The organism is Diaphorobacter ruginosibacter (genome assembly GCF_040396215.1).
Lineage (GTDB): Bacteria > Pseudomonadota > Gammaproteobacteria > Burkholderiales > Burkholderiaceae_C > Diaphorobacter_A > Diaphorobacter_A ruginosibacter_A.
This window is the reverse complement of the sequence record NZ_JBEBOW010000067.1, coordinates 1-18,747: the sequence shown is the minus strand read 5'-3', so window position 1 is coordinate 18,747 and position 18,747 is coordinate 1. Positions and strand designations below refer to the sequence as shown.

Here is an 18,747-nt window from a genome sequence, read left to right as displayed (position 1 = left end):
CCCACGACCCCTTGGTTCGTAGCCAAGTACTCTATCCAGCTGAGCTACAGCCGCGCTCCAACGCTGTTTGGCGGAGAGGGAGGGATTCGAACCCTCGGTACGCTTGCACGTACGCCTGATTTCGAGTCAGGTACATTCGACCACTCTGCCACCTCTCCGCAGCGTCGAAGCTAGTATTGTAGCAGGAAGTTTTGGCACGCCAGGCCAAGCCCTCCCAATTTCTTCACTCGTCGCACCGCTGCGTGCGGGCGACTCCCGCGCGGGCAGCCAGGGTGCGCGCCGTCATCATGGAAAAGTCGCACAATTGCGCCGCAAGCCGTGCCGCCTGCTTGAGCCGTACGTCATAGTTGTCGCGGCGGTAGACAGCGCAATAGGTCATCGGCGGCGGCATGGGGTCGCTGCGCACGATCTGCAGAAGCCCCGCGTCGATGTCCTCGCGCACGAAGTCCATCGCCAGCTGGCTGATGCCAAAGCCGCCTATGGTCAGCTCGCGCAGCACCGGCAGGCTGTTGGTGGCGAAGATGTTGTTGAACCTGAAGCCGTGCTGCTGGTGCCAGGACTCATAGAACAACGACTTGCCCGAACCGGCCGATTGCTCGAGCGCCGGGTAGTTGGCGAACTCCTCGGGCCGCAGTGGCCGCCCGGGGATACCGAGCGCGGGGCTCGCGACCCAGGGCTCCTCGACCTGGCCGATCGGGATGGTCAGATATTGCTGCCCCCAGAAGGAGCCCGGCAGGATGGCCAGATCGAGCTGGTTGTTCTCCAGACGCTGCAATAGCGGCAGGCCGGCATCCACCACGGGTTCGACCTTGACGCTGGGGAAGTCCATGCGTAGCTGCGTAACCAGGCGCGTAAGCCAGGTGAGCGCGGTCAGCTCGGTGATGCCCAGCCGAAAGATGCTCTGCACGCCCTTCTCGGCATTGGCTTCATCTTCGATGCGCTTGCGAAGCTGCAGCGTCTCCTCGGCCAGCGGCAGCAGCCGCATGCCCAGGGGCGTGGTGGCCAGGCCATGGGGCTGGCGGATGAAGACGATGCCGCCCACGGCGCTTTCCAGTTCCGCGACACGCTTGGAGATGGCGGACTGCGTGGTGCACAGGCGCTGCGCCGCGGCGCTGAAGCTGAGCAGCCGCGCGCTGAAATAGAACGCCTCCAGTTGTTTGAACGTCATGACGATTGGGCCCTAGGGGATTTCACGGGTATGAACAAATGGAATGGAGGCAACGCAAATTTCTCGCTTGGAAGGCTTGATGCCAATCAACACAATGACATTTCCAGCCTCCATTAGATAAGAATTCATGATTCAGCTTTCGCAACGCATTCAACGCATCAAGCCTTCACCCAGTTCCATGGCAGGTCAGCGCGCCCGGGAGCTGCGCGCCCAGGGACGCGACATTGTGAGCCTGACGGCCGGCGAGCCCGATTTCGACACTCCGGCGTTCATCCAGGAAGCAGCCACCCGGGCCATGGCCGAAGGCAGAACGCGCTACACGGACGTAGGCGGAATGGCCGAACTCAAGGCCGCCATCGTGCAAAAATTCCAGCGCGAGAACCAGCTTGCATACACCGACAAGGAAATCGTGGTCTGCAATGGCGCCAAGCAAGTGATTTTCAACGCCCTGCTCAGTACCGTGAACGCAGGTGATGAAGTCATCATTCCGGCACCGTACTGGGTCTCCTATCCCGACATCACGATGCTTGCAGGAGGCGTGCCAGTATTCGTCAACTGTCCGTCCAGCGAGGGCTTCAAGCTGCAACCCGAGGACCTGGAGCGCGCCATCACCGGCAAGACGCGCTGGCTGATGCTGAACTCGCCCAACAACCCGAGCGGCGCAACCTACTCCGCCTTGGAACTGCGCGCGCTGGCCGATGTGCTGGTGCGCCATCCGCATGTCTGGGTGATGACCGACGATATCTACGAGCACCTGATCTATGACGGCCGCGCCTTCGCGACCATGGCGCAAGTCGCGCCCGAGCTCAAGGAGCGCACGTTGACCGTGAACGGTGTCTCCAAGGCCTATGCGATGACGGGCTGGCGCATCGGCTACGGCGCCGCACCCACGCCGCTGATCAATGCGATGGTGAAGCTGCAGTCGCAGAGCACCTCCAACGCAAGCTCCGTGAGCCAGGCCGCGGCCATGGCCGCGCTGAACGGGCCGCAGGATTTCATCGGCGCCTCGCGCAAGACGTTCCAGCAGCGACGCGACGTCGTGGTGCAGGCCATCAATGCGATCGACGGGCTGCAGTGCCATGCACCTGAAGGGGCGTTCTATGCCTTCATTTCATGCAGCGGGCTGTTTGGCCTGCGCACCAGGGAAGGGCACAGCATCGAGAGCAGCGACGACTGGGTGATGCATCTGCTGAACTCGCAGAACCTGGCCGTTCTCCAGGGCAGCGCCTATGGCGTGCCCACGCATTTCCGCATCTCGTTCGCGGCGGATACGCCGCATCTGCTCGAGGCCTGCCGCCGTCTCGCACAAGGCCGCGCCGACCTGGCCTGAGCAGAGGACCGTTTCTTGCACAGGCCTGCCAACGAGTTCCGTTGAATCCCCCCTTTCGCCCCACTTCCTTCATTGAAAGAAAGCCCAGACCATGCTGCACACCCGCAAAGTCTTTTTCAAGCGAATCCAATGCGCCGTCGCGGCCAGCCTCGCCCTTGCGGTGCTGCCGGGCGCGGCATCGGCGCAATCTGCCGAAGCCTTTCCATCCAAGCCATTTCGCCTGTTGGTGGGGTTTGCTCCGGGCGGCTCCAACGACATCATCGCCCGCGTGATCGGACCCAGGCTCAGCGAGGCGCTGGGCCAGCAGGTGATCGTGGAGAACCGCCCGGGCGCGAGCGGCAACATCGCCGTCGACGGTATGCTGCGTGCGCCGCGTGACGGCCACACCATGATGGTCTGCGCCACGGGCACGCTGGCCATTCAGCCCTACATGACCAAGAACCTGCCCTACGACGCGGACAACGACATCATCCCCGTGATCCACCTCGTCAACGCGCCGCTGATGATGCTGGTGAACACCGCAGTTCCCGTGAAGGATGTGAATGAGTTCGTGGCCTATGCCAAGGCCCATCCGGGCACGATCAACTTCGCATCTTCCGGCAACGGCACGGCGGGCCACCTGGCGGGCGAGAGCTTCAAGGCGATGGCCCACGTCGATATCGTGCACGTCCCCTACAAAGGCACGGGCCAGGCCATGACGGACGTGGTGAGCGGGCAGGTCTCGCTGATCTTTGATCAGCCCGTGAGTTCCATGGCGCACGTGAAGGCCGGCAAACTGCGCGCGCTCGGCATCGCCGGCACGAACCGCCTCAAGGCGTTCCCGGAGATCCCGACCGTCTCCGAGGCTGGCGTCCCTGGCTTTGCCCCCGTGGGCTGGAGCGCCATCTGCGCGCCCAAGGGCACGCCGCCAGCGGCGATCGACCGGGTTCAGAAGGAAGTGGCCAAGGTGCTGCAGTTGCCCGAAATCCAGCAGCGCTTCACCAACGACGGCCTTGAGGTGGTGGGCGGCACGCAGCAGGATTTCCTGAACTTCCTCGTCAAGGACAAACGCAAGTGGAGCGAAATCGTGAAGGGCGCGAATATCGCGCTGGATTGACGGCGCGGCGCCCTCTAGCAGAAAGCCCGGCGGCCACGAAACGCGCCGCCAAAAGGAAAACGGGCCATCAGCCCGTTTTCCCTTACCGGATCCACCTCACAAGAAGCGGCCCTGGCTCCCCGGTGCGCATGGTGATGCGCGACGCGAGGAAATCACGAACAGCCTTTAGAAAGACACCGTGGCCGACATCCTGTAGGTGCGTGGCGCGCCAGGCATCACGAAGCCGTCGGTGAACATGCCGATCCAGTATTTCTTGTCCGTCACGTTTTCCACGCTGGCGTTGAAGCGCACGGGCGTCGAGCCAAACTTGGTTTCATACCTGGCCACCAGATCCAGGCGCGTCCATGAAGGAATGCGCAGCTTGTTGCCCGAATCCACCCACTGGGCGTCGGTGTAGAGCAGGCGGCCGCCAGCGGTCAGGCCCTTGATAGGCGTGTCCCAATCCAGGCCGATACGGGCGCGCAGCTTGGGCACGCCGTAGTTTTCGAAGCCGGTGTTGAGTTGGCGGGATTTGATGTATTCCACGCCGCTGAGCAGCGACAGCGTGGGAGCGATCCTGCCGAACGCGCTCCACTCCAGCCCGCGCAGGCGCTGCTTGCCGTCGATCACCTGGTAGTTGCTGCTGTTGGTGACGATCGATGGCTTCTCGATCTGGAAGGCGCTGACCGTATGCGTCATCTCGCCGGTCTTGAGCTTCACGCCCACCTCACCCTGCTTGGTCTTCATGGGCGCGAGGGATTCACCAGTGTTGGCGTAGCCCGTGCCGACGATTCTGCCCGGCTCCAGGCCTTCGGTGTAGTTGGCGAACAGCGAAACGTCCTCGCCCCATGGGCGCACGATGACGGCGGCCATCGGCGACAGATGGCTCTTGCTGTAGTCGGAGGCCGCGCCGCTGACCAGCGGCGTCTTCACGGTCTGGTGACGCAGGCCAAGGGTCACGAGCACCTTGTCATCGGCGAAGCCCATCGTGTCGGCAAGGGCGAACGAGCGGAATTCGTTCTCCGTCGTGTAGCCCTTCCAGACGGGCGCGTCCGGGAAGGTCGGCGTCGTCGGGTCGTACATGTTGGTGGTGTAGCAATAGTTGCACGCCGTGTTGTAGGTGCCTTCCTTGTGCTTGAGGATATTGAACGACAGTTGCATGCGGTGCTGGACGTCGCCCGTGGCGAACTTGCCGATCACGCCGGCTTCGGCGGTGCGCCGCTCGGACTGGGTGTGCACGTTGTAGATGGCGCCGCGGGTCGTGCCATCCGCTCCCGTGACGATGGCCCGCGTGCCGAACAGCAGGCCCTTGCCTTCCGCCTCGGAGCCGCCCGCCGCGAAGTAGCCCTGCCAGTTGGAGTTGAAATCGACTTCCGCCCGCGCCAGCAGGCCGCTGTTGTCGTACTGGCCATGCGTGCCGCGGAACATGTTCACGTCGCCCCTGGGTGGCGACAGAACCATGCCCACGCCGGGAATCGACGCATTGCCCGAGAAGCTGAACATGCCCGGGCTGCCGCCGTCGATCTTGTTGACACTGCTGTATGCGTCCAGCGAGAGGCGGTAGTTGTCGCCCACGTAGTCGAGGCCAAGCGCGCCCACGCGGCGCTTCTGCGATTCGTCCTCGGCGCCCATGTCACCCGAGCCATACACGCCATTGAAGCGCACGCCCAGGCGCTGCTCGGGGCCGAAACGCTTGCCCACGTCAGCATGCACCTGCAGGTAGGAATCCGAAACGTAGGTGGTCGTCAAGTCAGCGACGGGCTGGGACAGCGCGCGCTTGGTCACCATGTTCACCGAGCCCGCAACGCTGGCCAGGGGCGGCATGCCGGACAGCAGCACGTTCGGGCCGCGCATCACTTCCACGCGCTCGAACATTTCGATCGGCACGGAGTTGGCCGGCGCGATGCCGTAGAGGCCGTTCGTTGCGATGTCCATCGCCGTCACGTCCAGCCCGCGCAGGTTGAAGTTCTGCAGCAGGTGCCCCTTGTTGGTGGTGAACACGACGGCAGCGTCGTTTTCCAGCACGTCCTGCAACGACAGCGCGGACCAGTCCTCGGCCAGCTCGCGGGTGTAGGCGTTGACGTGCACCGGCGCATCCATGATCGAGGTGGCGCCCAGAATACCCAGGCGCGCGCCGCTGGCGGCCTTGCGGCCCGGAGCGAGCGCGGGCAGATCCTCGCGCTCGTACTTGTCGCGCACGTTGACTTGCGGGAGCGAGGCGGGCTGCGCCTGCGATTCACTGGCATCCTGCGTGTTCGACTGTGCCAGCGCCGCGGGGGCGGCGCCGGCGGCGACCAGCGCCAGGACTATGAGGTTGAGCCGCGGCCTGAATGCCGAACGCGCTGAATGCTTTTGCATAGCCAAATACCTTTTGATGATGGAACTACGAGTGAAATGGGTCGGATGACTAGCCCCAGCGGTGGCGCAGTGCCAGCCATCCAAAGAACAATGCGAGCAGCGCGCACAACCCCTCCAGCAGCACGAAGCTGGGCTGATAGGTTTTGTAGAGGGGCGCGCTGAACAGCATGGGCGCCGCGCTCTGCAGCACCGCCAGCAATGGAACCAGCGCGTTGCAGGCCGCGGCCAGCCACAGCAAGGCCCCGGCGGCGCGCTGCGTGCCCACGCGCCAGGCCCAGGCAACACAGCCAAACAGCACGGCATAGAAGACACCCTGGTGAACACTGTTGATGTCGACCACGTGCGGTGCAAACAACCGTGATGCCACCAGCGCCGTGGGCAACGCCGCCGCGCAGCCCACGCACACGCCCAGCGTGGCGCCGGACATGATGCGCACGTGCCGCGGACGCTCCTCGATCGCTCGTGTCTTGCGCATGCGCTTGGTGCGGGTTTCTATCCACAGCAGATTGCCGGTGTAGAACAGCAGCGCGCCGCTCAGGCCGAGCAGGATGTACAGCACCCGCACCGGGTTGCCGCCGAAGCTGCCGAAGTGCAGCGAGAAAAAGCTCACCAGGGAAGCCCCCAGGGCGCTGCTTTTCTCGCCCGGGAAATAGATCCGGTCATAAATCCGGCCGGTGCCCAGGTCGACGAAGGCGAAGCCGTATTGCGCGCCGCGCTTGAAATGCCGGTCATCGGAGCCGGCCACCAGGAGCAGCGTGCGCTTGCCGCCCAGACCCACATAGTCCAGCGTCTGCGGCTCGAAATCCGGCACCTGCTCGCGCACCTTGCTGATCAGGACCGACGGCGGCAGCCATTGCTCGCGCTCGACCTGCGGGTGCTTGATGCTGTCGCGCTGCACCGTCGCCTGCAATCCGTCGCGGTAGATGAACTTGTCCTGCGCGGCGTAGATCCAGTCGTGCAGGCCGAACACGGCCGCGCTCAACGCGATCACGATATGAAACGGCAGGCTCGCCACGCCCAACAGGTTGTGCAGGTCCAGCCACATGCGCTTGAGGTTGGGGCCGATGCGCAGGTAGAACAGGTCCTTCACCAGCGACGGCAGCAGCACCACGACGCCCGACACCAGCGCCAGCGCATACAGCAGGGACACCACGCCGATCACCGGCTCGGCCCATTCGAGCGGCAGCGGCAATCCGCCCTTGCGGTGCAGGTAATCCACGAAGTTGCCGCTGTTGTCTTCTTCCTTGCCGATGCCGGGGTCGCGCAGCTTGCCGTCGCGCTGCAGCTCGAACCACTGCTCGCTGTCCCTGGATGACAGCCGCAGCAACGGCGTCTCGCTGTCCGCGCCCGCCAGGCGCAGGCTGAGCCTGCCCTTGGCATCGGGGTGCTGCTCAAGGAACTGCCGCAGCATCTGGTCGGGGTCGTGGCTGACGTCGACCTTGGATACCGCCGGCTGCGTCCAGCGCCGGATCTCGGGCTCCAGCATCGAGAAGGCGCCAGCGTAGAAAGCGATGAACAGCAGCAGTCCGCAGACGATCCCCACCCAGCTATGCACGGCAAGATAGTCGCGCAGCGTTTGTGCATTGATCTTCATTGCAGCCCCCACCACAGCCCGGCTGCCAGAATATTGGCCGCCAGCAGCCAGGCCAGGCAGCGCACGCGGCTCTCCGCCAGGAAGCTCACCGACAGGACCGTGCACCACAGCGGCACCACCAACCACATCGACACCTGATCGCGCGCCGGTGCGAATGCCGGCCCCCACCCCGAGTACATGACCAGCCAGCTGATCCACAGCGACAGGGGGAAGCCCAGCAACAGCCCGGCCACGCCCTTGAAGAACAGGTGGCGCGACTCCGCCTTGCTGTTCCCGTTTTCCTTGTTTCCAGCTTCGCCGCCGGCAATGCCAGAGACTTCGTCACGCGCCTTGGCGCCAAGTGCTTCGGCGCTCATGCCTTGACGCTCTTTTTGCGCGGAGCATGAAACCAGCTCACACAAGGCACGGCCAGCATGAGCAAGGCCAAGGCACAGGCGATCGCCTCGGCAAGCCCCAATCCGGCCCGGACAAAAGACGTTGCGCTTGCAATGAAGAAAACGGCCCCCACCAGAAAGCCGATTCCCCCTTGCAACCGCGAATCAAAACGTGGCGCCGCCAGACACATGAACCATCCAGACACGATGGCGGCCACCCAACCCAGAACAAGCATTTGGTGCTTCACAGAAATTTACAAAACGCAAATGATATTCGTTTGTATTTTCGATAGCTAGCATAACGGCACTGAATCAGGTCTTTATCTGTGCCGATCGGTTCATCCAGGCGGGTTCGTCCGTTCTTTTTGTTGCGCAATAGCAACGCTTCAACAGGTGTCCCCCTCTCAAGACGCAGCAGCCACCGCAATGACCTGGCTTATCGGCGTGCGGCGGCGCGCGCCCGCCGCTTGCGCTCCCAGATCACGATGCCTGTCACCGACAGCATCACCACCACCAGTCCCATGACGGACATGATCACGCGCCCGGCAAGCCCGAGAATGCGGCCCGAATGCAGCGGCAGCTGCAGTTGCACGAAGACGTCGGCCGCCGTGCCGTGCCAGGGCCGGTAGGTGCCGAGAACGCTGCCATCCTCAGAGCTCACGTAGATGTTCGAGAGCCCCATGCCGAAGGCTGCGTTTTCGTTGACCGGATCGAAGAAAGAGATGTTGTAGAAGGGATAGTCCCCACCCCACCAGATGCCCGCCGGCGGATGCTCGAAGCCCAGCCGTTCGGCCTCTTTCGCCGCAGCGGCGATGGCTTGCGCGATACCGATCCGGGGCGTGATGTCTTCTCCGAGCGGCGCGCGCCGCAGTGTTTCATAAGGTCCCGGCGTGGTGGTTGAAACCAGCGACATCACGGGATAGAAGACCTCGCGGTACAGGTTGAGCGAGAACGATGTGAACGCGATGATCAGGATGAACGCCCACGCCCAGAGGCCGCCCGCGCGGTGCAGGTCGAAATTGAGCTTGTAGCCGCCCGCGCGCCAGCGCACGAGCCAGGAGGGCTTCCAGCGCGAGAGCCATCCCGGCGCGGCATGGCCGCCTGCCGCCCGGCGCGGCCCGCCGCGCAGCTTGACGGGCCAGGTCAGCACCATGGCGGCGAACGAGTCGAGCAGCCACATCAGCGCCACCCCGCCCATGAGCCAGAAGCCCCAGCGGTCGCTGCCCATGAACGGGGGAATGTGCAGGCTCTCGTGCAGGTGCCGCAGCCAGGGCATGAGGTTGCGCCTGGACAGCGACACGCTCGCCGAGCTGCGATGGCCGGTGATCCGCGCGGTGACCGGATCGACGAATGCCGTGTCGTAGTCGAGCGCGAACGGCTTTTGCGTGGCGGGATCGACGAGCGGCCGCACCATGAAGAGCGCGGCATGGCCCTCTTCCAGCGCCAGCGTCATGTATGAGATGTCCACCCTTGGATCGCTCCGGCGCACGGCATCCGCCAGCTCGAGCGGATCGCGCAGCGGCCCGCGGCCCGGCGTATGCATGACGTCGGCGTTGAGCCACTCGTCGATCTCATGATCCCATGAAATGATCGCGCCGGTCGCGCCGGCGATGATCAGGAACAAGGCGACCGACAGACCCAGCCAACGGTGGATCACCGTGAAGAATGCACGCATGTCCCGGGCTGCCGCTATCGCCTCAGAAGTCCACCGTGGCGCTCAGGGCCAATGTGCGCGGCGTGGATTGCACAAGGTAGTTGGCGCCTGGGAAACCGCCCACGGAAGCCCAGTAGTTCTTGTCGAATGCATTGCTCAGATTGGCGCGCAGCGTGAGCAGACGGGTGTCGCCGATCGGCATGAGATAACGCACGCCCAGGTCGGTGCGCGTCCAGCTCGCCACCTTCTGCGTGTTGGCCCCGTCGGCCCACTGGCTGCCGGTGTGGAGCAGTTGCGCGCTGAGCGCCAGGCCGCGCACGCCGGGCACGTCCCAATCGGCGTTGAGCGAGAGCTGCTGCCTGGGCACGCCGATCACGCGCTTGCCGTCCAGCAGCCCGCCATCGGTGTCATTCTGCCGGGCGTTGAGGAAAGTCACTCCGCCCAGCAGGCGCAGGCCCTTGGCCGGTTGGCCGAACACGCTCAGCTCCACGCCCTTGCGGGTTTCCTTGCCGTTCTCGGAGAACACCTGATCGCGCACGAAGCTCGTGGGCTTGTCGGAGATGAAGTACGCGGCGCTCGCGCCCAGGTCACCCTGCTCCCACTTCACGCCCACTTCCTTTTGTTTGGTGCGCAGCGGCTGAAGCAAGGCGCCCGCATTGAGCACCGGCAGGCCGTTTGCCGTCATCGGGGCCGTGTCTCCCTGCTGCAGGCCTTCGATGTAGCTCGCATACAGCGACAGAGACGGCTGCAGCTTGAAGACGATGCCGGCCATCGGCGTCACGCGCGACTTGTCGTAGTGGCTGGTCTGCTCCTTGGAGCTGTAGTCGAAACCGGTCTGCTCGATTTTCTGGTAGCGCAGGCCGATGGTGGGCAGCAGGCGGCCGTCCATGAACGACAGCGTATCGGCCAGCGCCAGGCTTCGGGTCTTGACGACCCCCACGCGCGACGGGTTGCCCAGGTCGCCGCCGCTCCATACGTACTGCGTGCTGCGCGCCACATCGACCGGGCTGTACAGATTGGTGTCCGTGCCGGACGCCATGCCATACGCGTTGCGCTCCGTGCCGCTGTAGCTGTTCAGCGAGGCAACCACCTGGTGGCCGACCGAACCGGTGGCGAACCTGGCGCGCAGGCCCACCTCGCCCGTGCGGATGTTGTCCTTGCGATGGTTGTCGAACGGCGACGTCATCGCGTTGCCTGCCGCATCCAGCATGGTGATGCCGGTGAGCACGTTGCGCTCCTCGCCCGCGCGCACGCCGCCCGCGGCCCAGGCCGTGACCTGATCGTTGATGTCCCATTCCGCGCGAACGGTGCCGAACAGATCCTTCTCCTTCGAGTAGGTCCAGGGCTGCGAGTAGTTGCCCGTGCGGCTTGGCACGGAGGGAATCGCCAGTCCCGAGGCCGGAGTGACCTGCGCCCGGCCCGCGCGCAGATCGTGGTCCTGGTAGCCCAGGTCCGCGGACAGGCGCACTTTGGACGAGCGCCAATCAAGCCCCAGCCCCAGCATGCTGAGCTCGCGGCTTTCGCGGTCGATTTCCGTATCGCCCTGGCGGTGCGCCACATTCAGGCGCACGCCGGTGCTCTGATCCGGCCCGAAGCGCCGCGAGATATCGGCCGCCACGAACCCTTGCCCGCCGCTCTCGATGCCGGCGCTCACCTGCGTGAGCGGCTCGTTGGATGCCCGCTTGGGCAGCAGATTGACCGATCCGCCCAGCGCCGATCCGCCCGGCGCGGCGCCATTGAGGAACGCACTGGCCCCCAGCAGGACTTCCACCCGCTCGAAGAACTGCGAAGCCACATACTGGCGCGGCAGCATGCCGTAGAGCCCGTTGTAGGCGATGTCGTCCGAGTACAGCGGATAGCCGCGCACCACATACACCTCCTGGAAGTTGCCGTAGCCACGCGCCTGCCTCACGGAAGGCGCGTTGCGAAGCACGTCGGCCACGCTCTGCGCCTGCTGATTGGCGATCAGTTCCTGCGTGAACGCAGTGGTCTGGAACGGCGTCTCCATGAAATCCTGCGTCCCCAGGATGCCCACCCGCGCGCCGCGCGCCACCTGCCCGCCCGGGAAAGGCTTGCTCAAACCTTCCGCAGACGCATCCGCGCTGGCATTGACCACCACTTCGTTCAGGCTGGGTTCGGCGGGCGGCGCCACGGTCTGCGCCATCGCGCTCATGGCAAGAACCAGCGGTGTGAACGAGAAAAGCGCCACTGGGCGCATGAGCGTATTGGTGATCATGGTTTATTTAATTAGAAACACTAATGGAAATTATTCCCATTTGATTATCCATTATTCAAATATCCATGCCGTGGCTGTGCCGCCTTTGGGGGAGAAAAAGGATCTGCCTGGATCAACATCGGCGTCGGATGGGCAAACGGAAAAGCGTCCCTGAAGCGCCGTCAGCCCCGCCTCCCGCACCGGGTCACCCCCAATCGCGCGACCGACATATTTCCGTCACATGGATGTAGACTCGAGCAACAGTGAAGCATTTGTTGAATTTATTAGCCGCCATCGCGTTGCTCGTATGGGGAAGCCACCTCGTGCGCACCGGCGTGCTGCGCGTTTTCGGGGCCAACCTCCGATCCCTGCTGGCCCGCAGCATGGGCAACCGGTTCACCGCGGCGCTCTCGGGCATGGGCGTCACCGCGCTGGTGCAGTCGAGCACCGCCACGTCGCTGATGACATCGTCCTTCGTGGGCCAGGGCCTGATCGCCCTTCCAGCGGCGCTGGCGGTCATGCGCGGAGCCGACGTGGGCACTGCGCTGATGTCCGTGCTGTTCTCCGCCGATCTGTCATGGCTGTCGCCGGTATTCATCCTCGTGGGCGTGATCCTGTTCGTCACCCGCCAGGCCAGCACCGCCGGGCGCGTCGGGCGCGTGCTGATCGGCCTGGGGCTGATGCTTCTCGCACTGGAAATGGTGGTCCAGGCCAGCGGCCCGATGCTGGAATCGCCCATCATCAAGGCGATGCTCGCCTCCATCAACAGCGACATCACGATGGAACTGTTCATGGGCTGCGTGCTGGCCGTGATGGCCTACTCCAGCCTCGCCATCGTGCTGCTGATTTCCGCCATGGCGGCTTCGCACGTGGTGCCGCTGGACGTCGCGCTCGGGCTGGTGCTCGGCGCCAATCTGGGCAGCGGCCTGCTGGCGGTGCTGACCACGGCCAAGTCCGCCGTCGAGGTGCGGCAGGTCACCGTCGGCAACATGGTGTTCAAGATTCTGGGCGTGCTCATCATGACGCCGTTCATCAGCGCATGGCTGAAATACGTGCAGCCCTATCTTCCCCATGAGTCCCATGGCGTGGTGCTGTTCCACCTGGCCTACAACGTCATCATCAGCGTCGGCTTCATCGGCTTCACGCAATGGGTGGCCGATCTGATGATCAAGCTGATGCCCAAGCCCGTCGAAGACAAGCAAAAACGCCCGCAGCACCTCGACCCCTCGGCGCTGTCCACACCGTCGCTGGCCATCTCGTGCGCGGCGCGCGAAGCGCTGTACCAGGCCGACGTGGTGGAGACCATGCTGACCGGCGTGCTCGACGTGATCAGAAAGAACGACGAACAGCTCGCGCAGCGCATCCGCCAGATGGATGACGAGGTCGACCAGCTCTATTCATCCATCAAGTACTACCTCACCAAGATTTCCCGCGAAGCGCTGGGCGAGGAAGAGAGCAAGCGCTGGGCGGACATCATCGGCTTCACCATCAACATGGAGCAGATCGGCGACATCATCGAGCGCATCATCATCGACGTCGAGGACAAGAAGATCCGCAAAGGCCGCAAGTTCTCCGAGGCCGGCATGGCCGAGATCACCGAATTGCACGGCCGCCTGCTGGGCAATCTGCGCCTGGGCATGAGCGTCTTCCTGAACGGCAACGTACGCGACGCCCAGACGCTGCTGGAAGAGAAAGTGCGCTTTCGCGACCTGGAGCGCACCTATTCATCGACCCACCTCGCGCGGCTTTCCGACAACACGGTCCCCAGCATCGAGACCAGTTCGCTGCACATCGACCTGATCAGCGACCTCAAGCGCATCAACTCATTGATCTGCTCGATCGCCTACCCCATTCTCGAATCCGCCGGCGAACTGGTTCCAAGCCGCGTCAAGGCGATCAACGAGGCCGCGGCCTCCGCGCCGGCGCAGCAGCACAACGGCGCGTGAACTCAGGCTCCCGCCCTGGCCGGGGCGGCGCCGTCGCTCCCGCCGCCGGCGGCAAGCCCGGGCCTGCGGGCATAGCGCTGGGCCAGCACCGCGCACACCATCAATTGAAGCTGGTGGAAGATCATCAGCGGCAGCACGATCAGCCCCGCATCCGCCGACGGGAAGATCACCTTCGCCATGGGCACGCCGCTGACCAGGCTCTTCTTGGAGCCGCAGAACACGATCGTGATCTCATCTTCCTTGCTGAAACCCAGCTTGCGTGAAATGAAGGTCGTGAAGGTCAGCACCAGCGCCAGGATGATCGCGCTCACGAGCAGCAACGCGAACAGCGCCTGCAGCGGCAGCCTGCCCCAGATGCCTTCGACGACGGCGGCGCTGAACGCGGTGAACACCACGAGCAGGATCGAGCCCTGATCCACCACCTTGAGCACCTTGGCGTTCTTCTTCACGAAGCCGCCGATCCAGGGGCGCAGGAAATGGCCCGCCAGGAACGGCAGCAGCAGCTGCAGCATGATCTTGCCGATGCTGTGCAGCGCGTCATGCTGCGCGCCCGCCCCTCCTGCCTGCGGCAGCACGATCTTGACCAGCAGCGGCGTCACCACGATGCCCAGCAGCGTCGATGCCGATGCGCTGCAGACCGCAGCCGACATGTTGCCCCGCGCCATGGCGGTGAAGGCAATCGCGGACTGCACCGTGGCCGGCAGCACGCACAGATAGAGCACGCCGGTGTAGAGCTGCGCCGTCACGATGGGCTCGAGCACCGGGCGCAGCGCCACGCCGATGATCGGGAACACGATGAAGGTGGTGGCGAACACCAGCAGGTGAAGCCGCCAGTGGCCTATGCCCGCCAGGACGGCATCGCGCGAGAGCTTGGCGCCATGCAGGAAGAACAGCAGCGCGACCGCCGCGGTGGTCAGTCCTTCGAACACATGCGCGGCCTGGCCGGAGACCGGGAAAAAGCTCGCCAGCGCCACCGTGGCGATGAGCATGAGCGTGAAGTTGTCGGGAAGAAATCGGGGGCGGGCCATGGCGGATCGGGAAAACCTGTTATGGAATACAGGGGCCGATTGGAACGCACCGCGAGGTCAAAGTAAAATCGATTTATCTGATAATTTCATGAATCCGAATCATGAATGTGACTTTGCGCCAGCTACAGGTCTTTCTCTCGGTGGCGCACACGCGCAACTTCAGCCGCACCGGCCACGCCGTCGGCCTCACCCAGCCCGCCGTCAGCCGCAGCATCACCGAGCTTGAAGCGCAACTGGGCCTGCAGCTCGTCAACCGCACCACGCGCGAGGTGGAGCTGACCGACGCTGGCCACAGCCTGGCCGCCCGGCTGCCGCGCGTTCTGGACGATCTCGACGCCACGCTCGCCGACGTCGCCGGCATGGCGACCGGCACACGCGGCCGCGTGCGCGTCGCCAGCAGCCCGACGCTGTCCGCCAACCTGATGCCCGAGTGCATCGCGCAGTGCCGGCTGCGGCATCCCGGCATGGAGCTCATGCTGCTCGACCGCGTGCAAAGCGCAACGCTTGCCAGCGTGCTTTCGGGTGAAGTGGATTTCGGCGTGGTGATCGATCCACAGGAACGCGAAGCGCTGGCCTGCGAGACGATCCTGACCGAGCCGTTCCTGCTGGCCTGCCCGCCCGGGCATCGCCTCGGCCTGAACAAGGGCAGCGTGAACTGGACGGACCTGAACGGCGAATCGCTGGTGCTTCTCGACCATGCGTCCGGCAGCCGCAGGCTGATCGACGAAGCCCTGTCCCGGCTGGACGTGCGATGCACGATCGCGCAGGAGGTGGGCCACACCACCACCATCTTCCGCATGCTGGAGGCCGGACTCGGCGTGGCCGTCATCCCGCAGCTCGCGCTGCCGCCGCAAGGGCTGCAGACGCTGTGCGTGCGGCCTCTCGCGCCGCGCATGGACCGGCAGGTCATGCTGGTGCGGCGGCGCAACCGCGCGCTGTCGCCGCTGGCGCAGACGGCGTGGCAACTGGTGCGGGAACAGGCAAAGAAGCTCGCCGCCCTCGAATCCATGCCCGCGCCCGAGCGCAAGCACTCCAGGGCGCCCGGCAGGCCTCACCAGCCGAAATGATCGGCCAGCAGCAAGGTGGCCTCGGGCGTGAACTGCGCGCGCGCCATGCGCTGCTGCACTTCGGCGATGGTCATCAGCTCGAAGCGCTCCACCTCGCCATCCTGGTTGACGGGCCGCAGATGCGCGGGCACCGTCGCCGCGAACCAGTCGATGCGCTCGCGCATGTAGCCCGCGTTGTTTTCTTCTTCCGCCGGCTGCGCGAAATCGACGTGGCCGCCGTGGCGCAGCCCGGGCAGATCCGCCACGCGCAGCCCGGCTTCTTCCCAGGTCTCGCGCGCCAGCGCCTGTTCCAGCGAATCGGCGGCGGACACCATGCCGCCCATCAACGTGTCCCACATTCCCGGGTTGTTGGCCTTGCTGAATGCGCGCTGCTGCACCCACATGCGGCCATCCTCCGCCAGTCCGATCAGGTGAACGGCCGCCGTCGCAATGCCCAGCGGCCTGACCAGGCCACGCTCGATGGTGCCGATGCGCTCACCGCGTTCGTTGCACACCGCGAGCTGCTCATCGCGCCAGGGACCGTTGAGCCGCGCCTCGCGCATGGCCCGCGCCAGCGCATTCATCGCCGCGGTGGCGCCTTCGGCTGAACTGCACAACTGCCACGCGCCGTCGCTGAACCGCAGGCGATGGCCGCCCGCGAGATCCGCGCCGAGGCACTCCAGCACCCGCACCTGCACCGACCCGACGCACTCCCCATCCACTCGAAACGGCACGCGCGGCGGCAGTGCGGGACGATTCGCCCACGCCCTCGCGGCGGCAAGCCAGCCGGCAGCCATCTCAATCGAGCGTGAGAATGGTCGATCCCGTCGTCCTGCGCGCTTCCAGGTCGCGATGGGCCTGCTGCACGTCCTTGAGCGGGTAGCGCTGCGCAATGTGGATCTTGACCTCGCCACTGGCCACCACGGCGAACAGATCGTCGGCCATGGCCTGTGTCGCCTCGCGCGAGCTGAGGTGCGTGAAAAGCGTCTGGCGCGTCACGTAGATGGAGCCGTATTTACCCAGGATGGCCGGCGCGAAGGGCGGCACCGGGCCGGACGCGTTGCCGAAGCTCGCCATCAGGCCAAAGGGCCGCAGGCACTCCAGCGACTTGTCCCAGGTGTCCTTGCCCACCGAGTCGTACACCACCTTCACGCCCTTGCCGCCCGTGATCTCCTTGACCCGCGCGGCAAAGTCTTCCGTGTTGTAGTTGATGGCATGCGCCGCGCCGTTGGCCAGCGCCAACTGGCACTTCGCCTCGGAGCCCGCCGTACCGATCAGTTGCAAGCCCAGCGCCCGAGCCCACTGGCAGGCGATCAGGCCCACGCCGCCGGCCGCCGCATGGAACAGCACGTAGTCGCCCGGCTCCAGCCCTTCCACGGGCCGCGCCTTCTTGAGCAGATATTGCGCCGTGAGTCCCTTGAGCATCATGGCCGCGCCGGTCTCGAAACTGATCGCATCAGGCAGCTTGCAGACATGCATCGCGGACATCACCCGCACTTCGCAATAGCTGCCCGGAGCCTGCCCTCCCGCGTAGGCCGCGCGGTCGCCCACCTTCAAATGCTGCACGCCTTCTCCCACGGCCTCGATCACGCCCGAGGCCTCCATGCCGATGCCCGCGGGCATCTTCAGCGGGTACAGGCCCGTGCGGTGATACACGTCGATGAAGTTCAGCCCCACGGCCTTGTGGCGAATGCGGATCTCTCCGGGGCCGGGCTCGCCCACCTGCACATTGACAAGCTGCAATTCTTCCGGGCCGCCATGCTGGCGAATCTGTACGGCAAGGCTCATGGGATCGTTCTCCTGGATTGTTGTGACGTCGGATGAAAGGACCTTTGCGCATGCGGCGCAATGACGGGTTCGTATGCTGCCACGAATCGGCGCATCATGCAGGAGATGCGGGAAACCCGCCGCCATGAAAGGGCGCCCGAGCCATCGCCGCGCCTTTCGATGAAGCAGTCATCGGCCCGCGCCACGCCAGGGCCGTTTCAACTGCCTACAATGGCCGCCCCATGTCCCAGAAACTCTCACCCGGCACCATGCTGCTTCTGGCGACCGCTCCGCTCCTTTGGGCGGGCAACGCGGTCACCGGCAGGCTCATCCATGGACTGATTCCGCCCATCACGCTCAACTTCATCCGCTGGGCGCTGGCCTTCGTCGTCCTTGCGCCCTTCGCGTGGAAGACGCTGCGCGCGGACAGCCCGCTGTGGCCGCACTGGAGACGCTACAGCATGCTGGGCCTGCTCGGCGTGGGCTGCTACAACGCATTGCAATACATGGCGCTGCAGACCTCCTCCGCGCTCAACGTGACGCTGGTGGGCAGCGGCACGCCCGTGTGCATGCTGATCATCGGCGCCCTGTTCTTCGGCGTGCCGCCCAGGCGCGCTCAGGTGGCGGGCGCGGTGCTGTCGATCTGCGGCGTCCTGATGGTGCTCAGCCGTGGCAGCATCGGACAGCTGCTGTCGCTGCGGCTGGTCATCGGCGATATCTACATGGTGCTGGCCGTGATCTCGTGGTCGTTCTACAGTTGGCTTCTCGTGCGTACCGACGAGCCAGCGAGCATCCGTGGCGACTGGGCTGCGTTCCTGATCGCGCAGATGGTGTTCGGCCTGGGCTGGTCGGGCGCATTCGCGGGCATCGAATGGTCCACGGGCCAGCACGAAATCGCCTGGAGCTGGCCGCTGGCCGCCGCGCTGGCCTTCATCGTCGCCGGGCCGGCCATTCTGGCGTACCGCTGCTGGGGCCTTGGCGTGCAGCGCGCGGGCCCTGTCATCGCGGGCTTCTTCATCAATCTCACGCCCCTGTTCGCGGCGCTGCTGTCGCTGGCGCTGCTGGGCGAGGCGCCGCATCTCTATCACATCTTCGCGTTCGCACTGATCGTGGCCGGCATCGTGGTCTCATCGCGCCGCGCCTGAGAACGTGTTTACGATCTCTACGCAGCCGCGTTGGAGTGCAATCGGGA

The 18,747-nt window shown here is 64.9% G+C and carries 15 protein-coding genes and 1 tRNA gene; 5 read left to right on the top strand and 11 right to left on the bottom strand.

Annotation, left to right across the window (positions count from 1 at the left end; genetic code table 11):
* Positions 1-68: 68 nt before the first annotated feature.
* Together ABWP92_RS10060 and ABWP92_RS10055 are read right to left on the bottom strand one after the other, a co-directional pair.
* Positions 69-158, bottom strand: a tRNA-Ser gene (locus ABWP92_RS10060).
* A 65-nt stretch (positions 159-223) separates the two neighbouring features.
* Positions 224-1,168, bottom strand: a complete 945-nt coding sequence (locus tag ABWP92_RS10055; protein ID WP_353235238.1) for a LysR family transcriptional regulator — start codon at positions 1,166-1,168, stop codon at positions 224-226.
* Between the two features lie 127 nt (positions 1,169-1,295).
* Here ABWP92_RS10055 and ABWP92_RS10050 point away from each other — a divergent pair, with 127 nt between their 5' ends.
* Positions 1,296-2,498 carry a pyridoxal phosphate-dependent aminotransferase gene (locus tag ABWP92_RS10050; protein WP_353235237.1) on the top strand — a complete coding sequence of 401 codons (1,203 nt, stop codon included), beginning with the start codon at positions 1,296-1,298 and terminating at the stop codon, positions 2,496-2,498.
* Between the two features lie 91 nt (positions 2,499-2,589).
* The gene (locus tag ABWP92_RS10045) at positions 2,590-3,594 is read left to right on the top strand and encodes a Bug family tripartite tricarboxylate transporter substrate binding protein (protein WP_353235236.1); all 1,005 of its coding nucleotides are present in this window, start codon (positions 2,590-2,592) and stop codon (positions 3,592-3,594) included.
* Between the two features lie 165 nt (positions 3,595-3,759).
* Here the strand turns inward: ABWP92_RS10045 and ABWP92_RS10040 are convergent, their stop codons facing one another.
* The 6 genes from ABWP92_RS10040 to ABWP92_RS10015 form a co-directional block, all read right to left on the bottom strand.
* The gene (locus tag ABWP92_RS10040) at positions 3,760-5,931 is read right to left on the bottom strand and encodes a TonB-dependent receptor (RefSeq protein WP_353235235.1); all 2,172 of its coding nucleotides are present in this window, start codon (positions 5,929-5,931) and stop codon (positions 3,760-3,762) included.
* 49 nt (positions 5,932-5,980) lie between these two features.
* Entirely contained in the window at positions 5,981-7,525 is a 1,545-nt protein-coding gene (locus ABWP92_RS10035; protein ID WP_353235234.1) for a PepSY-associated TM helix domain-containing protein, read from the bottom strand.
* Positions 7,522-7,881, bottom strand: a complete 360-nt coding sequence (locus tag ABWP92_RS10030; protein WP_353235233.1) for a hypothetical protein — start codon at positions 7,879-7,881, stop codon at positions 7,522-7,524. The genes ABWP92_RS10035 and ABWP92_RS10030 overlap by 4 nt, the downstream gene beginning before the upstream one ends.
* On the bottom strand, positions 7,878-8,135 hold the full coding sequence (locus ABWP92_RS10025; RefSeq protein ID WP_353235232.1) for a hypothetical protein: 258 nt from the start codon (positions 8,133-8,135) through the stop codon (positions 7,878-7,880). Before ABWP92_RS10025 ends, ABWP92_RS10030 begins: the two co-directional genes overlap by 4 nt.
* Before the next feature lie 200 nt (positions 8,136-8,335).
* On the bottom strand, positions 8,336-9,574 hold the full coding sequence (locus ABWP92_RS10020) for a PepSY-associated TM helix domain-containing protein (RefSeq protein ID WP_353235231.1): 1,239 nt from the start codon (positions 9,572-9,574) through the stop codon (positions 8,336-8,338).
* 22 nt (positions 9,575-9,596) lie between these two features.
* Positions 9,597-11,789 (bottom strand): TonB-dependent receptor, encoded by a 2,193-nt coding sequence (locus ABWP92_RS10015; protein ID WP_353235230.1) that lies wholly within the window; start codon positions 11,787-11,789, stop codon positions 9,597-9,599.
* 242 nt (positions 11,790-12,031) lie between these two features.
* Between ABWP92_RS10015 and ABWP92_RS10010 the strand changes: the two genes are divergently transcribed.
* On the top strand, positions 12,032-13,714 hold the full coding sequence (locus tag ABWP92_RS10010) for a Na/Pi cotransporter family protein (RefSeq protein WP_353235229.1): 1,683 nt from the start codon (positions 12,032-12,034) through the stop codon (positions 13,712-13,714).
* Positions 13,715-13,716: 2 nt separating this feature from the next.
* On the opposite strand, the gene ABWP92_RS10005 is transcribed toward ABWP92_RS10010, so the two are convergent.
* The gene (locus ABWP92_RS10005) at positions 13,717-14,742 is read right to left on the bottom strand and encodes a bile acid:sodium symporter family protein (RefSeq protein ID WP_353235228.1); all 1,026 of its coding nucleotides are present in this window, start codon (positions 14,740-14,742) and stop codon (positions 13,717-13,719) included.
* Between the two features lie 101 nt (positions 14,743-14,843).
* Here ABWP92_RS10005 and ABWP92_RS10000 point away from each other — a divergent pair, with 101 nt between their 5' ends.
* Positions 14,844-15,809: a LysR substrate-binding domain-containing protein gene (locus ABWP92_RS10000; protein WP_353235227.1), complete on the top strand. Its 966-nt coding sequence runs from the start codon at positions 14,844-14,846 to the stop codon at positions 15,807-15,809.
* Here the strand turns inward: ABWP92_RS10000 and ABWP92_RS09995 are convergent.
* Both ABWP92_RS09995 and ABWP92_RS09990 read right to left on the bottom strand, forming a co-directional pair.
* Complete coding sequence (locus ABWP92_RS09995) at positions 15,794-16,585, bottom strand: NUDIX hydrolase (protein WP_353235226.1); 792 nt, start codon at positions 16,583-16,585, stop codon at positions 15,794-15,796. The two genes, ABWP92_RS10000 and ABWP92_RS09995, sit on opposite strands and share 16 nt — an antisense overlap.
* Position 16,586: 1 nt before the next feature.
* Positions 16,587-17,576 (bottom strand): quinone oxidoreductase family protein, encoded by a 990-nt coding sequence (locus tag ABWP92_RS09990; RefSeq protein WP_353235225.1) that lies wholly within the window; start codon positions 17,574-17,576, stop codon positions 16,587-16,589.
* Positions 17,577-17,797: 221 nt separating this feature from the next.
* Between ABWP92_RS09990 and ABWP92_RS09985 the strand changes: the two genes are divergently transcribed.
* Positions 17,798-18,700: a DMT family transporter gene (locus ABWP92_RS09985; protein WP_353235224.1), complete on the top strand. Its 903-nt coding sequence runs from the start codon at positions 17,798-17,800 to the stop codon at positions 18,698-18,700.
* Positions 18,701-18,747 lie beyond the last annotated feature (47 nt).